15 protein-coding genes are annotated in these 14,791 nt (G+C 59.8%); 2 read left to right on the top strand and 13 right to left on the bottom strand.

Features of this window, described 5'->3' with window-relative positions; genetic code table 11:
* From CUC44_RS00150 to dinB, 4 genes are all read right to left on the bottom strand, one after another.
* Positions 1–648, bottom strand: coding sequence for an alpha/beta fold hydrolase (locus CUC44_RS00150; protein WP_100857987.1), 648 nt, complete (start codon positions 646–648; stop codon positions 1–3).
* On the bottom strand, positions 641–1,561 hold the full coding sequence (locus CUC44_RS00145) for a transcriptional regulator GcvA (RefSeq protein WP_100857986.1): 921 nt from the start codon (positions 1,559–1,561) through the stop codon (positions 641–643). The genes CUC44_RS00150 and CUC44_RS00145 overlap by 8 nt, the downstream gene beginning before the upstream one ends.
* Before the next feature lie 283 nt (positions 1,562–1,844).
* Positions 1,845–3,986, bottom strand: coding sequence for a methyl-accepting chemotaxis protein (locus CUC44_RS00140; RefSeq protein ID WP_100857985.1), 2,142 nt, complete (start codon positions 3,984–3,986; stop codon positions 1,845–1,847).
* A 66-nt stretch (positions 3,987–4,052) separates the two neighbouring features.
* Complete coding sequence (dinB, locus tag CUC44_RS00135; protein ID WP_100857984.1) at positions 4,053–5,105, bottom strand: DNA polymerase IV; 1,053 nt, start codon at positions 5,103–5,105, stop codon at positions 4,053–4,055.
* A gap of 129 nt (positions 5,106–5,234) precedes the next feature.
* Between dinB and CUC44_RS00130 the strand changes: the two genes are divergently transcribed.
* On the top strand, positions 5,235–5,441 hold the full coding sequence (locus CUC44_RS00130; protein WP_100857983.1) for a hypothetical protein: 207 nt from the start codon (positions 5,235–5,237) through the stop codon (positions 5,439–5,441).
* 72 nt (positions 5,442–5,513) lie between these two features.
* Here CUC44_RS00130 and nqrM read toward each other — a convergent pair whose 3' ends face one another.
* The 9 genes from nqrM to CUC44_RS00085 all read right to left on the bottom strand — a co-directional run bounded on the left by nqrM (position 5,514) and on the right by CUC44_RS00085 (position 13,423).
* The gene (gene nqrM, locus CUC44_RS00125; protein ID WP_100857982.1) at positions 5,514–5,738 is read right to left on the bottom strand and encodes a (Na+)-NQR maturation NqrM; all 225 of its coding nucleotides are present in this window, start codon (positions 5,736–5,738) and stop codon (positions 5,514–5,516) included.
* A 79-nt stretch (positions 5,739–5,817) separates the two neighbouring features.
* Entirely contained in the window at positions 5,818–6,855 is a 1,038-nt protein-coding gene (locus CUC44_RS00120; protein ID WP_100857981.1) for an FAD:protein FMN transferase, read from the bottom strand.
* A 3-nt stretch (positions 6,856–6,858) separates the two neighbouring features.
* Entirely contained in the window at positions 6,859–8,082 is a 1,224-nt protein-coding gene (gene nqrF / locus CUC44_RS00115) for an NADH:ubiquinone reductase (Na(+)-transporting) subunit F (protein ID WP_100857980.1), read from the bottom strand.
* 17 nt (positions 8,083–8,099) lie between these two features.
* The gene (nqrE, locus tag CUC44_RS00110; protein WP_100857979.1) at positions 8,100–8,696 is read right to left on the bottom strand and encodes an NADH:ubiquinone reductase (Na(+)-transporting) subunit E; all 597 of its coding nucleotides are present in this window, start codon (positions 8,694–8,696) and stop codon (positions 8,100–8,102) included.
* 3 nt (positions 8,697–8,699) lie between these two features.
* Positions 8,700–9,332, bottom strand: a complete 633-nt coding sequence (locus tag CUC44_RS00105) for an NADH:ubiquinone reductase (Na(+)-transporting) subunit D (RefSeq protein ID WP_100857978.1) — start codon at positions 9,330–9,332, stop codon at positions 8,700–8,702.
* A complete protein-coding gene (locus CUC44_RS00100) occupies positions 9,325–10,113 on the bottom strand; it encodes a Na(+)-translocating NADH-quinone reductase subunit C (RefSeq protein WP_100857977.1) in 789 nt (262 codons plus the stop codon). The genes CUC44_RS00105 and CUC44_RS00100 overlap by 8 nt, the downstream gene beginning before the upstream one ends.
* Positions 10,103–11,332 carry an NADH:ubiquinone reductase (Na(+)-transporting) subunit B gene (locus CUC44_RS00095; protein WP_100857976.1) on the bottom strand — a complete coding sequence of 410 codons (1,230 nt, stop codon included), beginning with the start codon at positions 11,330–11,332 and terminating at the stop codon, positions 10,103–10,105. Before CUC44_RS00095 ends, CUC44_RS00100 begins: the two co-directional genes overlap by 11 nt.
* Before the next feature lie 3 nt (positions 11,333–11,335).
* Complete coding sequence (locus CUC44_RS00090; protein WP_100857975.1) at positions 11,336–12,679, bottom strand: Na(+)-translocating NADH-quinone reductase subunit A; 1,344 nt, start codon at positions 12,677–12,679, stop codon at positions 11,336–11,338.
* Between the two features lie 435 nt (positions 12,680–13,114).
* A complete protein-coding gene (locus CUC44_RS00085) occupies positions 13,115–13,423 on the bottom strand; it encodes a BolA family protein (RefSeq protein WP_100858108.1) in 309 nt (102 codons plus the stop codon).
* Positions 13,424–13,637: 214 nt separating this feature from the next.
* Here CUC44_RS00085 and CUC44_RS00080 point away from each other — a divergent pair, with 214 nt between their 5' ends.
* On the top strand, positions 13,638–14,777 hold the full coding sequence (locus tag CUC44_RS00080; protein WP_100857974.1) for a methyltransferase: 1,140 nt from the start codon (positions 13,638–13,640) through the stop codon (positions 14,775–14,777).
* Positions 14,778–14,791 lie beyond the last annotated feature (14 nt).

The following is a 14,791-nucleotide window of genomic DNA, read 5'->3' as shown; positions in this document are numbered from 1 at the left end:
TCAGCCCGACACTCGGGTAGCCGCGATGAACGCTCTTATCCTACCCGCCGCCTGCTGCAGGTTCTCCTGCTCGCTCACACAGCTCGCCTTTCTCGGCTTGAAGCCATGATCACCATCGGTCAGCCAGTGGACCGATACAGCAGGTGAGAAGGGGAAATCGGCCAGTTCGGCGCGGCTGCCGAAGGTGTCACGCTCCCCTTGCAGCAGCAGGGTCGGCGTCTTTATTTGCTTGAGCACCTCGCCCCGCCAGCGGTCGGGCTTGGCCGGGGGGTGGAAAGGATACCCGAGAATGAGCAATCCTGCAGCATTCATCTCGTCCTCGCCGTCCTGATAGAGCTCGGCAGCCATGCGCCCCCCCATGGACTTGCCCGCCAGAAACAATCCGGGGTGGGCAAACACCCGCACCATCTCGCGCCAGTGGGCGAGCAACACGGGCTGCCTGTCCGGCGGGCGACGCTTGCCATCCTGGGCACGCTTGCTCATGTAGGGGAAGTTGAAGCGCACCACCTCGATCTGGGGCCCCGCCAGCAGGGCCGAGAGCCGGGAGAGGAACTCATGCTCCATGCCGGCACCGGCGCCGTGGGCCAGCAGAATGCGAACGGGGGCGTCGCTCGCCCCCTCTTTGATCACATCGAATGCCTCAGCCATCGGCGAGTCGGGCCCGGCGACGGGCCTCCTCCTGCTCCACCAGCTCCAGCATCCAGTCGCGGAAGGCGACGATTTTGCCCTGATCGGACTGCTGCTCCTGGCACACCAGGTAAAAGGCGTTCTTGCTGACCAGCACCTGCTCGAACGGGCAGATGAGGCGCCCCGCCTCGATTTCGGGCTGGGCCAACACGCTGTGGCCTAGCGCCACCCCCTGACCGTGGATCGCCGCCTGGATCACCATGGTCGAGTGGCTGAAGATGGGCCCCTGATTAACGTTCGGCGCGTCTATGTCGAGCTGGCGGAACCAGGCCTTCCAGTCGCGACGGGAGGTGTCGTGCAGCAGGGTGTGGCGGGTCAGATCGTCCGGGGTGCGCAGAGGCTTGGGGCCGGTCAGCAGCAAGGGGGAGCAGACCGGGATCAGGTACTCGGTGTGCAGCTTGTCACAGCGAAGCCCGGGCCAGTTGCCACGGCCGTAATAGATGGCCACATCCACGTCGTCGGTCAGCGACCCCTCGTCCATGTCCACCGCCTTGATCCGGACGTCTATGTCCGGGTGACGCTCGCTGAACTTCACCAGCCGCGGCACCAGCCACTGGATGGCGAAACTCGGCTGCAGGCTGACAGTGAGCGCACCCTTGGCGCTGCGGGCCAGCAGCTTGTCGGTGGCCTCGGAGATGGAGGCGAAGATGTCCTTGATGTCGAGGAAGTAGCTCTGCCCCTCCTCGGTCAGCAGCAGGGAACGGTTCTTGCGGCGAAACAACTTGATGCCGAGATACTCTTCCAGCGCCTTGATCTGGTGGCTGATGGCGGCCTGGGTCACGAACAGCTCTTCCGCTGCCCGGGTAAAGCTTAAGTGACGAGCCGCGGCTTCAAACGCTTTCAGTGCATTGAGCGGAGGTAAACGACGAGACATGGGATCGGCCGACGATGAATTTTTCTAATGGGGCGCATTATAAATTGTCGGTTGCGGGCCGACCAGTGAATAAACATAATTCGCCACGCAATCCGTTGTCATATGGCTCACATTCTTTCTTCCATGTTGGTTTACATGTGGTTTTTGTGAGTGGGCCGACAAAGATTGTGGTGTTGTGTTTCTTCCTCTGCGGGAAGAAGGGGCTAAATCGGACCGATTTAACCCAGTCTGTCATCTGAATGTGTTTGGCGCCTCCGGTTGGATGGCGCCTTTTTTCTTATCCCTACACCTTGAACTGCCCCACCAGCTGCTGCTGCTTGTCTGCCAGTTGCGCCAACTCGCGTCCGTTGTCGGCCGAGGTGGCCGCCTCGGCCCTGATGGTGTGACTCACGTCGCGGATGTTGCTGACGTTACGGTTGATCTCGTCCGCCACCCCGCTCTGCTCCTGGGCCGCCCGGGCGATCTGCTCGTTCATCTGATGGATGGTGGCGACCGCATGGATGATCTGCTCCAGCACGCTCACCGACAGCTCCACCTTGGTCAGCGTCACGTCCGCCTGGCTGTGGCCCGTCATGATCGCCTTGACCACGGCCTCGGTCCCCGACTGCAACTGACTGATCAGATTCTGGATTTCGACGATGGCATTCTGGGTGCGCCCCGCCAGGTTGCGCACCTCGTCCGCCACCACGGCGAAGCCGCGGCCCTGCTCCCCGGCCCGCGCCGCCTCGATGGCGGCATTGAGGGCCAGCAAGTTGGTCTGCTCGGCGATGCCCTGAATGACGGCCAAAATGTCGTTGATGTTGTCGCTGTTGGCAGCCAATCGCTCCACCACCGGCTTGGCATCGCTTATCACAGTCATCAGTCTGGACATGGCCTGCTGGGTATCCGCCACCACGGCCTTGCCCTCCTGGGCCGCCGTATCGGCCTGATTGGCCGCGTTCACCGCCGAGCTGGCATTGCCCGCCACCTGCAAGGCTGTAGCGCTCAGTTCCTCGAACGCGGTCGCCACCAGATCCACCTCCTGATACTGGGCCTGCATGCCGCTGCTGGTGCGCTCGGCCCCTTGGGCCGCCTGGGCCGCGCTGGCCCGGGTGCCGGCGACGGTGTCGATCACCTGGCTGATGGTGGTCTGCAGCTTGTCCAGGAAGTTGTTGAACCACTTGGCCAGCTCGCCTATTTCGTCGTCCCGCTGCAAATGGATGCGCTGGGTCAGGTCTCCCTCACCGCTGGCGATGTCCTTGAGACGGGCCACCACTGTGCGAATAGGCGCGACGATACGCTGGGCCATCAGCCAGATGCAGAGCAGGGCCAGGAGGGAGATGACACCGCCGATAAGCAGTTGTGAGGCCACGCTGCGATCGGACTGACTCTCGAGATCCCCCTGCAGCTGCAAGGCAGAGGAGAGCACCACGGCGCGGGGCAGTTCGATATAGATGCCCCATTTGCGATCCGTGCCACGCATGCGCACCGGCACGAAGGTCTGCAGCAGGGCGCCATCCGGGCTCCAGCGAGTGACGAGATCCCCCTTGGCGAGCCAGCCATTCAGATCCGATACCAGACCCTGCTCCTGCTGGCTCAGGGTATTGCCAAGCTGCACCTTGAACCCTTCCACGCCGGCCACCCGGCCCTCGTGACTGAGCAGCAGCACCTTGCCCTGACCGTTATAGAGGGTCTTGTCCATCTCCTCCACCAGGCTCTGCAATGTGGTCAGCGAGATGTCGACCCCCACCATGCCGAGCAAGGTGCCCTGATCCAGCAGGGGGGCCGTCACCGAGGTCATCAACACCTGCTCGCTTCCCACCTCGTCGAGATAGGGTTCTAGCAGGCAGAGGGCCCGGCTCTGAATGCTGCAGCTATACCAGAAGTTCTCCACCCCGCCGTTGGCGGTCGGGCTCTTGTCCGCCAGCATGGCTTCGTTCATCACCTCCAGCGACACCTTGCCATCGACCCTGGCCCAGTAACTGGAGAAGCGACCCTTGTCGTTGGCACCGAGGGCGGTCGAGCCCTGGTAGTTTTCGTCTTCACCATCGAGCTGATTGGGCTCAAACACCGCATAGACACCGAGCAAGTTTGCAGAGGATTCTGCCGCATCTTGCAACTGCTGGTTGACGGCGCCGCGCAATGCCTCGGAATGGACGAAATTATCCGCTGCATTCTTGCGCTGGAACAGAATACTCTCTGCCAGCAGAGTAGCGCGGAAATAGGCCTCGTCGAGGTAGCTGGTCACTCTGGCGGCCTGGGTGGCCCCCATGGCTTGCATCCAGTTTTCTGCCGCGTGCTGCGCCTCCAATGTGGTGGAGGTGAGCACCTGCTCCTGCATACGGGCCGCGTTGAAGAGGGATGAGGCGACCAGTGCGGCGGCACTGGCCAGGAGGCAACAACCGGCGATCAGGGTGATCCGTCCCTGAACAGAAAGAGAACTCATGCATGATTTCCTAACTTCTACAGATGTAACCACTGTATCGGATTTGGAAACAGAAACTTAACTAAATCAGCTCAGATCCAGGCTAAGTTGATTGATCTCGCCGGCACTCGGCAGCCCCACCACCAGACCGAGCAGGCGAATGGGTTTTCCTTGAGCCCGTTGCAGCCCTTCGTGCAACAGATCGTGGAAGCGGGCGGCCTGATAACTGCCCTTGCGATAGACTGTGGTCTGCTGAAAATCGGCGAACTTCAGCTTGATCCCCTGCCCCATCAGCATCTCGGCGGGGCAGGCCTTGGCAAAGCGCAGCTCCAGCTCCGGGATGAGCCGGCTCAGCACGGCCCAGCAGGCATCCTCGTCCAGCACGTCGCTGCTAAGGGTGGTCTCCACCCCGACGCTCTTGCGTACCCTGTGAGCCTGCACCGGCTGATCGTCATGACCCCAGATGCGGCCCGTCAGCATCTCCCCCAGCTTGCCGAAGCGGGCGACCAGCTCTTCATTGCTCATGGCTCTGGCGTCCTCGCAGGAGTAGAGCCCCTGGGACTCCAGCCGATCGGCGGTCTTGCGGCCGATGCCGGGCAGCTTGCCAAGGGGCAGCTGGCGCACAAACTCATCCACCTCCTGCGGTATTATCACGAACAGGCCGTCCGGTTTGCGCTGCTCGGAGGCGAGCTTGGCCAGAAACTTGTTCGGCGCCACCCCGGCGGAGGCGGTCAGCCCAAGCTCGGCGGCGATGGCTGCGCGGATCTCGGCCGCCATCCGGGTCGCGCTGCCGCCGCAGTGGGGGCTGTCGGTCACATCCAGGTAGGCTTCGTCGAGGGAGAGGGGCTCCACCAGTTCGGTGTAGCGCAGGAAGATGGCGCGCAGCTGGCGGGAGACTTCCTTGTAGACCGCCATTCGCCCCGGCAGCAGCACCAGCGGCGGGCAGAGCTTCATGGCCAGGCCGCTCGGCATGGCGGAGCGCACCCCGAAGCGGCGCGCCACATAGTTGCAGGTGGAGATGACGCCGCGCCGATCGGAGGAGCCACCGATGGCGAGCGGCACCTCCTTCAAGGCCGGGTTGTCCCGCATCTCCACCGCGGCGAAGAAGCAGTCCATGTCGATGTGAATGATCTTGCGCATACCACTGTATAAATAGACAGGAAACATCTCCATGCTACCCCAGCCCTGCTATTTCTGCCAGTCACGGGGGCACGGGAGGGATATAGACTGCTAAGGCACCATCCCTATGAGACTCAAGGAGGAGGAAGGATGAAAGCAATCTGGCTGGGGCTCTGCCTGTTGCCGCTCACGGGAATGAGCAAGGATTACCCGACCGCCGAGTGCAGCTGGCTGTTCGATCGTATCGAGATACTGGAAAAAGCCATAGTACAGGGGGACGAGCTGGGAACCCGGGAGGAGCTGGCGCGCCGCAAGGATGAGTTTCGTAAAAAATCCTGCCAGCAATACGACTACTGAGGCCATAAAAAAGCGAGCCGACCCTTGATTCAACACATGGGTCGGCTCGCTTGCATCGGGTATGACGCAGGATCAGATGATGCGATTATCGGTCAGCATCTTGCGACGGGCCTCTTCCTTGGCCATCTTCTTCTTGCGGTTATCGCAGGGTTCCGGGCAATCACACTCCTTTTCGATCCCTATGGTGCCGAGGCCCCCACAGGAGCCGGAGATGGTCTTCTTCTGGAAGATGTAGCCGATGGCCATGGCCATCACCACCGCCAGAAACACCCCGAAGGTAATCAGAAAAATCTGCATGTTATCAACCCTTACTGTTTAACCCGAGACGGCTCATGGAAGCCAAGGCAGCTGTGCCCGACCTGACGACCACCATCTCTTACTTTTTCACTAAAAATGGCTTGAAGGCATCCGAGTACGCCTCTTCGAAGCCATCATCCGTCTTGGTGATGATGAAAATAGCGATGCCCCGCTCCTTGGCATAGGCCAGGCTCTTCTCTGGTCCCATCACCATGAACACGGTCGCCAACCCGTCTGCTGTCATGCAGGAGGGGTTGATCACGGTCACCGACACCAGGCGATGCTGGATGGGCTTGCCCGTCACCGGATCTATGGTGTGGGAGAAGCGCTTGCCATCCATCTCGTAGTAGTTGCGATACTCGCCCGAGGTGGCGACGCCATTGTCCCCCGGCAGTATCACCTCCTGCACCGAGCCGGCATTGGCGGTCGGCTTCTCGATGGCGACCCGCCAGGGGTGGCCCTTGCCGTTGACGCCGTTGATGCGCAGCTCACCGCCGATCTCCACCAGATAGTTGCGCGAGCCCAGGGATTCCAGGTACTCGGCCACCTTGTCCACCCCAAAGCCCTTGGCGATGGCGGAGAGATCCACGTAGAGATCCGGGATGTCTTTTTGCAGGGTATCCGCGTCAGCTGAGGTCACCACATGCAGGTTGCCGAGCCCGGTCTTCTGGCGAGTCTGATTGATCAACTCATCGGACGGCACCTTGGTCGGCTTGGCATCCGGACCAAAGCCCCACAGATTGACCAGGGGACCCACGGTCACGTCCAGCGCGCCACGGCTCTCGCGGCCAATGTGAATGGCCTCGGTCACCACCCGCGCGGTATCGCGGGAGACCACCACAGGGGTGTTGCCCTTGTGCTGGTTGAAGCGTGACAGCTCGGAATCGGGTCTGTAGGTAGACATCTGATCGTTGACCCGCTCCAGCAGGACATCGACCTCCGCTTGCAACTTGGCCGCATCCTTGACGGCACCGTCCGCCACCTTGATGGAGTAATAGGTACCCATGGTGCTACCGGTGATGTGGATCTCCGGTTTGGATTGGACCGTTTCCTGACCGCACCCAGTCATGAAAAAGGCTAGCCCGAAGGCTAGCCAGGTCTTTACAACACTGTGCATGGATTAACCACCAAAGTCATCCAACAGGATGTTTTCATCTTCAACACCGAGGTTTTTCAGCATGTTGATGACTGCGGCGTTCATGACGGGAGGCCCGCACATGTAGAACTCGCAATCTTCCGGTGCCTCATGGTTCTTGAGGTAATTCTCGAACAAGACGTTGTGGATGAAGCCAGTATAGCCATCCCAGTTGTCTTCCGGTTGCGGATCCGACAGAGCGACGTGCCACTGGAAGTTGTCGTTCTCGGCGGCCAGCATGTCGAAGTCTTCGACATAGAACATCTCGCGCTTGGAACGGGCACCGTACCAGAAGCTCATCTTGCGCTTGGTCTTCAGGCGACGCAGCTGATCGAAGATGTGGGAACGCATCGGCGCCATGCCAGCACCACCACCGATGAACACCATTTCGGCGTCGGTGTCTTTGGCGAAGAACTCACCGAACGGCCCGGAGATGGTCACCTTGTCGCCCGCCTTCAGATTGAAGATGTAGGAGGACATCTGACCGGGAGGGGCAGTCCAGTTGCTGGGCGGCGGAGTCGCGATCCGCACGTTCAGCATGATGATGCCGAACTCTTCCGGATAGTTGGCCATGGAGTAGGCACGAATGATCGGCTCATTCACCTTGGACTCCAGTTCGAAGATCTTGAAGCGATCCCAATCACCGCGATATTCCTCTGGAATATCGAAGTTTTTGTACTGCACGTGGTGTGCAGGGGCTTCGATCTGGATATAACCACCAGCGCGGAACGGCACGCTCTCGCCGTCCGGGATCTGCAGCTTGAGCTCCTTGATGAAGGTGGCCTTGTTGTCATTGGAGATGACGGTACAGTCCCACTTCTTCACGCCGAAGATCTCTTCCGGCAGCTCTATGTCCATGTCGCCACGCACAGTGACCTGGCAGGCCAGACGCTCGCCGTGACGGGCCTCGCCCTTGCTGATGTGATCCAGCTCGGTCGGCAGGATATCGCCGCCGCCGGCCTTCACCCGCACCTTGCACTGACCACAGGAGCCACCGCCGCCGCAGGCGGAGGAGACGAAGATACCGCTGCCGGCCAACACGCCGAGCAGCTTGCCACCCGCCGGGCTGGTGACAGCCTTGGCCGGGTCGCCATTGATGCTGATTGTCACGTCACCCGCGGTCACCAGCTTGGACTTGGCGAACAGAATGACTGCTACCAGGGCCAGCAGGATCACGGTGAACATGACCACACCCAGAATAATTTCCATCTATATTTCCTTTCCGATTACAGGGAAATACCAGAGAAGGACATGAAGCCCAGCGCCATCAGACCCGCGGTGATGAAGGTGATGCCAAGGCCGCGCAGGCCTTCGGGAACATCGGAGTACTTCATCTTCTCGCGGATCCCTGCCATCGCCACGATGGCCAGCATCCAACCGGCACCCGAGCCCACCCCATAGACCACAGACTCCACGAAGTTGTAGTCACGCTGCACCATGAAGGAGACGCCACCGAAGATGGCGCAGTTCACTGTGATGAGCGGCAGGAAGATGCCCAGGGCGTTGTAGAGCGCGGGGAAATACTTGTCCAGCGCCATCTCCAGGATCTGTACCAGGGCCGCGATCACCCCGATGAAGGTGATGAAGCTCAGGAAGCTCAGGTCCAGGCCCTGTACCAGGGCGCCGTCTTTGAGCACGTAGTTGTAGATCAGGTTGTTGGCCGGCACGGCCACGGTCTGAACCACAATAACGGCGATACCCAGACCCATGGCGGTCTTGACCTTCTTGGACACCGCCAGGAAGGTACACATCCCCAGGAAGAAGGAGAGCGCCAGGTTTTCGATGAAGATCGAACGAATCAACAGACTCAGATAGTGTTCCATACCTTAATCCTTTGCCTCCACCTGCTTGGGATCCTTGGTGCGTACGCCCCAGATGATCAGACCAATGATGAAGAATGCACTCGGCGGCAGCAGCAGCAGGCCGTTAGGCACATACCAGCCACCGTTGTTCACCAGCGGCAGCAGCTCGATGCCGAACCAGGTGCCTGAGCCCAGGATCTCGCGCACCGTGGCCACGGCCAGCAGCACGGCACCATAGCCCAGACCGTTACCGATACCGTCCAGGAAGGAGGGCAGCGGGGCGCTCTTCATGGCATAGGCTTCGGCACGGCCCATCACGATACAGTTGGTGATGATGAGGCCCACGAATACCGACAGTTGCTTAGAGATGTCATAGGCATAGGCCTTGAGCACCTGGTCAACCACGATAACCAGGGACGCGATCACCGCCATCTGGGCGATGATCCGCACGCTGTTCGGGATATGGTTGCGGATCAGGGAGATGAACAGGTTGGAGAAGGCGGTGACCGCGGTAACGGCCAGCGTCATCACGAACGCTGTCTTCATCTGGCTGGTAACGGCCAGCGCGGAACAGACACCCAGCACCTGCAAGGCGATGGGGTTGTTGCCGAGCACAGGCGTCAACAGCAATTTTTTCATTTCGCTCTTGTCAGCCATTGTTGATTTCTCCTGCACGTACCTTGGCCAGGAAGGGACCGAAGCCCTTGGGACCCATCCAGAATTCGAAGGTGTGCTGTACGCCGTTACCGGTCAGGGTAGCGCCGGACAGGCCATCGATCTCATGCTCGGAACCTGCCGGAGCATGGCCCTTGATCACTCGCAGTGCCGGCTGGCCGTCCTGATCGAACAGCTTCTTGCCGACGAACAGCTCACGCCAGGCCGGGTTCTCGATCTCACCGCCCAGACCCGGGGTTTCGCCGTGATCATAGTAAGTGATGCCCTTGATGGTCTGGCCATCGGCCGCGACCGCGACGAAGGCATACATGGTGGACCACAGACCCTGGCCGTAGACCGGCAGAATGATGTTGTCGACCTTGCCGTCGGCGTCTTTGGCGAAGAACACGGGAACCAGTTTGGAGATCTGACGCAGGCCAGCCTTGTCGTCGGCCGGGGCCAGACGAATGTTCTTGGCAGGATCTTTCGCTGCCAACTTCGTATCGAAGTTGTCAGCATCACCGTCAACGAACTCACCGGTAGTCAAATCCACCAGACGCGCTTCAATCTTGTTGCCATACAACTGGGCCAGATCACGCTTGGCTACGCTGCTGACGTCAACACCGGCCACGGCCAGGATGTTGCTTTGCTTGTCCAGAGCCTTGTTTTCCAGCTGGGCCGGGCGCAGACCCACGGCGGCCACGGAGACCACGATGGAGCACACCAGACACAGACCGGTCACAATGCTGAGGGTGCCGATAGTAGAGTCTTTATTAAACGCCACGAGCGATCCTCCGCTTGATGTTCGCCTGCGCCACGAAATGGTCAAACAAGGGGGCAAACAGGTTCGCAAACAGAATGGCCAACATCATGCCTTCCGGGAACGCGGGGTTCACCACCCGGATCAGCACTACCATGACGCCGATGAGGGCGCCGTACCACCACTTGCCCTTGTTGGTAAAGGCAGCGGAGACCGGATCGGTCGCCATGAATGCCATACCAAAGGCGAAGCCGCCCAGCACCAGATGCCAGTGCCACGGCATGTTGAACATGGGGTTGGTATCGGAACCGATGACGTTGAACAGCAAAGAGGTGGCTACCATACCGATCATCACACCGGCGATGATGCGCCAGGAGGCGATCCGCATGTAGACGATCATGGCCGCACCGATGAGGATCATCAGGGTGGAGACTTCACCGATGGAACCTGGCAGGTTGCCGAGGAAGGCATCCATCCAGCTGATGGTCTGACCGGTCGCACCGTTGATCAGCGCCATCTGGCCGCCTTGCGCCCATTGGCTCAGGGCAGTCGCGCCGGAGAAGCCGTCAACGGCCACCCAGACGGCGTCGCCGGAGATCTGGCCAGGGTAGGCGAAGAACAGGAACGCACGACCCGCAAGGGCCGGGTTCAGGAAGTTCTTGCCGGTACCACCGAACACTTCCTTGGCCAGCACCACGCCGAAGGTGATGCCGAGCGCGGCTTGCCACAGGGGCAGCTCGGGCGGCACTATCAGGGCGAACAGGATGGAGGTCACGAAGAAGCCTTCGTTGATCTCGTGCTTGCGCACCATGGCGAACAGCACTTCCCAGAAGCCACCGACCAGGAACACGGTCAGGTAGATGGGCAGGAAGTGAGCCGCACCGATCAGCATCTTGCTGCCGATGCCGGCCACGGCCGGATCCAGCGAGGCACCCAGCAGGGTGGCGATGGTGTATTGCCAGGTATCAGCACCGGCAGCCGAGCCCATATGGGCGATGGCGGCGATGGACTGGTTGCCGACGTTGTACATGCCCCAGAACATGGCCGGGAACACGGCCAGCCACACCATGATCATCATGCGCTTCAGATCGATCGCATCACGGACGTGGGAGGCATTGCGGGTCACGGACCCGGGGGTATAAAACAGGGTGTACGCCGCTTCAAACAGGGCATAGTACTTAGCGTACTTGCCGCCCGGCTCGAAGTGATGTTCCATATTTTCAAGAAGTTGCTTGAAACTCATCGCTTAACCTTCCAGTTCTATCTTGGTCAGGCACTCACGCAAGATCGGGCCGTATTCGGTCTTGCCGGGGCAGACGAAGGTACAGAGCGCTAGATCTTCCTCATCCAGCTCCAGGCAGCCGAGCGCTTGCGCGCTGTCGCTATCGCCGGAGACCAGATCCCGCAGCAGCAGGGTCGGCAGAATGTCGAGCGGCATCACGCGCTCGTAGTTGCCGATAGGCACCATGGAGCGATCACTACCGTTGGTGGTGGTAGTGAAGTTGATGAGTTTGCCCTTCATCAGGTGAGAGAGGGTGGTACGGGTGATGGAGAACTTGTTGGCGCTGGGATTGACCCAACCCAGGAACTCTTTCTCACGCCCTTCGCCCAGCACGCTCACCTGGTTGTGGTAACGGCCCAGGTAGTCATGCACCCCTTCGGCCTTGGCACCACCCAGGATGGAACCTGAGATGACACGGTTTTCATCTGCGCGCAGCTCGTTGTTGGTCAGCTGGCTGATGCAGGCGCCCATGCGGGTGCGCAGCAGGCGTGGCTTGACCACGTTCGGACCGGCCAGGGAGATCACCTTGTCGGTAAAGATCTGACCCGTGGTGAACAGCTTGCCGTAGGCGATGACATCTTGATAGTTGATGTGCCACTGCACTTTCTTGGCACCGACCGGGTCCAGGAAGTGGATGTGGGTGCCCGGCAGACCGGCAGGGTGCGGACCGACAAACACGGCTTCCTTGACCTGTGCCAGGGAGGCGTGCGGCAGGCTGGCTTCGCCCTTGCAGACGTGAACAGTGCCATCGGTCAGGCGGCTCAGCACGGCCAGACCATCCAGGAAGGCCTGGGCCTGTTCCTTGATGATCAGATCGCTACTTGCGGCCAGCGGGTTGGTGTCCATGGCGGTGACGAAGATGGCGCGCGGAGTAGAACCCACGGCCGGCACCTTGCTGAATGGACGGGTACGCAGAGCGGTCCACTGACCTGACGCGACCAGGATCTCCTGCACCTTGCTGCGCTCGAGCTGTGCGAGCTCGGCAGACGCAAAGTGTTCAAAGGTTACCTGCTCGTCGGAGCCATCGAGATCGATGACGACAGATTGCAGAACACGCTTGGCACCACGGTTGATCTCAGAAACTACACCTGTGGCAGGAGCCGTGAATTTAACGCCGGGATTCTTCTTATCTTCGAAGAGCTCCTGACCTTTAATGACGCGATCACCTACTTTGACAAACATAGTAGGACGCATCCCCACGAACTCTTCGCCGAGTGTAGCAACACGGGTGATGGCCGGGCCATCGTAGATTACTTGCTCCGGAGCACCCAGCACGGGGATGTCCAGTCCTCTTTTAATTGTAATCATACTCACTTGCACTACCGTTAAGGGAAGACAGGTTAGCGCCGGGAAACAGCTCCCGACGAGTTGTTGAATGAGCCCGTCAACATCGCGACAAATTGCTGAAAAAACAAACAAATTAGCAACATACAGGATCATTCAAAAGCGCCTGAGTTTACCACCTTAGACGAGTTAGCCGCCACGCCAATTGGGGAAAATCCCCGCCCTATCACAAAATTAAGCTTCAATGAATATTTCGCTAGCACCCTTGCAAGCCGTGGTTTTAAAGGATTTTTTGTTTTGATACTTAATTGGAGGTAGTTTTGTGCAAGGCGGTTGATGATTAGAAAAAGTAATCCCTGTCATCCCCCGCCCTGCTCAGGAGGGCGATCCCGAAACCTGACATTTTCGTGATAAATTTGTTAATTAGTCGAAGATTAGGTAATCAAAAGGTCAACAGAGTCAGGCAAAGGGGGATTTACTGACGCAACTCGGGGTTTTGGGGGCCTGTTCCCGCTGTTGCCATTCAGCTTCGGTATAGGTATGCAGTGCCAACGCATGAATGGCACCCGCCAGTTCTTCTGCCAATATACCGTTGACCTGGCGATGGCGCCCCAGCAGGCGCTGCCCCTCGAAGGCCTGGCTCACGACTATGACCTTGAAGTGGCTCTCGGAGCCCGGCTCCACCCTGTGCATATAGCTTTCGTTGATCACCTCCAGATGGCTGGGGGACAAGGCGGCGGCCAGCTTGGCCTCGATCTGTTGTTGCATGCTCACGGTAACGACTCCCTGGATGTATGTCTGGCCATTGTAGCCAGGGTTGGGCGCTGGATGCATCAGGCGGCTGGGAAATCAGGCCGACACACCGCATTGCGCCGGGCTGGTGAAATTCTCTGCCGCCGCTAGAATAGCGCCACTTTCACTGGCTGCCGGAGCCCATCGGCAGCGAGTTGTCTTCTTTTTGCAACATCTGGACGCCATTCATATGCACACCCTGCTCGACACCCCCCATTGTCGTCTGACCCTGTATCGTTACCCACGGCAGAGCCAGGATCCCCTGCAGGCCTGGGATGCGGCGGATGAGTACCTGATCAACACACTCGCCGAGTCGCCCCTCGAACAGGATGGACCCGTCATCATCATGAACGACGGCTTCGGCGCCCTGACCGCCTATCTGCACGGCCATGCCCCCCTGTGTGTGACCGACTCCTATATCAGCGAGCACGCCACCCTGGCCAACCTGGTCGAGAACGAGCTGGATCCCCAGGCCATCCGCATTCAGGATGCCCTGGCGCCCCTGCCCCAGGCCCCCGCGCTGGTGGTGATCAAGGTCTCCAAATACCAGGCACTGCTGGAGCAACAGCTGCTGGCCCTGCGTCAGGTGGTGACCCCAGCGACTCGCATCCTGGCCGCGGGCAAGGCGAAGGACATTCACAGCTCGACCCTCAAGCTGTTTGAAAAATACCTAGGACCGACCAAGACCTCGCTGGCCTGGAAGAAGGCGCGCCTCATTCATTGCTCCGTCGAGGACGGGGCCGAGCGCCCGGCGCTGGCCAACCCCTTCCCGACCACCTGGCCGCTGGAGGGTAGCAACCTGCTCATCCACAACCACGCCAACGTGTTTTCGCGCACCAGTCTGGATATCGGCGCCCGCTTTATGCTGGACAATTTGCCCATCAACAGTGCGCGCAAGGTGATCGATCTGGGCTGCGGCAACGGCGTGCTGGGACTGGCCTTGCTGGCGCGGGACAGCGAGGTGGAGGTGACCTTCATCGACGAGTCCTACATGGCGGTGGACTCGGCGCGGCTCAACATCGAGCACAATCTGCCGGATGCTCTGCCGCGGGCGCACTTCCTGGTCAACAACTGTCTGGATGAGGTGGCAGTGGGATCGGCGGACCGCATCCTCTGCAACCCCCCCTTCCATCAGTTACAGGCGATCACGGATCACATCGCCTGGCAGATGTTCACCGATGCACACAGGGTGTTGCCTCAGGGGGGGGAACTCTGGATAGTAGGCAACCGTCATCTGGACTATCACAACAAACTCAAGCGCTTGTTTGCCAACGCACAAGTCGTTGCATCCAACAGCAAATTCGTTATTTTGAAAGCCATCAAACGCTAAAGATAAAGCTAAAG

It is taken from the genome of Aeromonas lusitana (assembly GCF_002812985.1).
In the GTDB taxonomy this organism is placed as follows: domain Bacteria; phylum Pseudomonadota; class Gammaproteobacteria; order Enterobacterales; family Aeromonadaceae; genus Aeromonas; species Aeromonas lusitana.
This window is presented reverse-complemented; position numbering and strand designations above follow the sequence as displayed.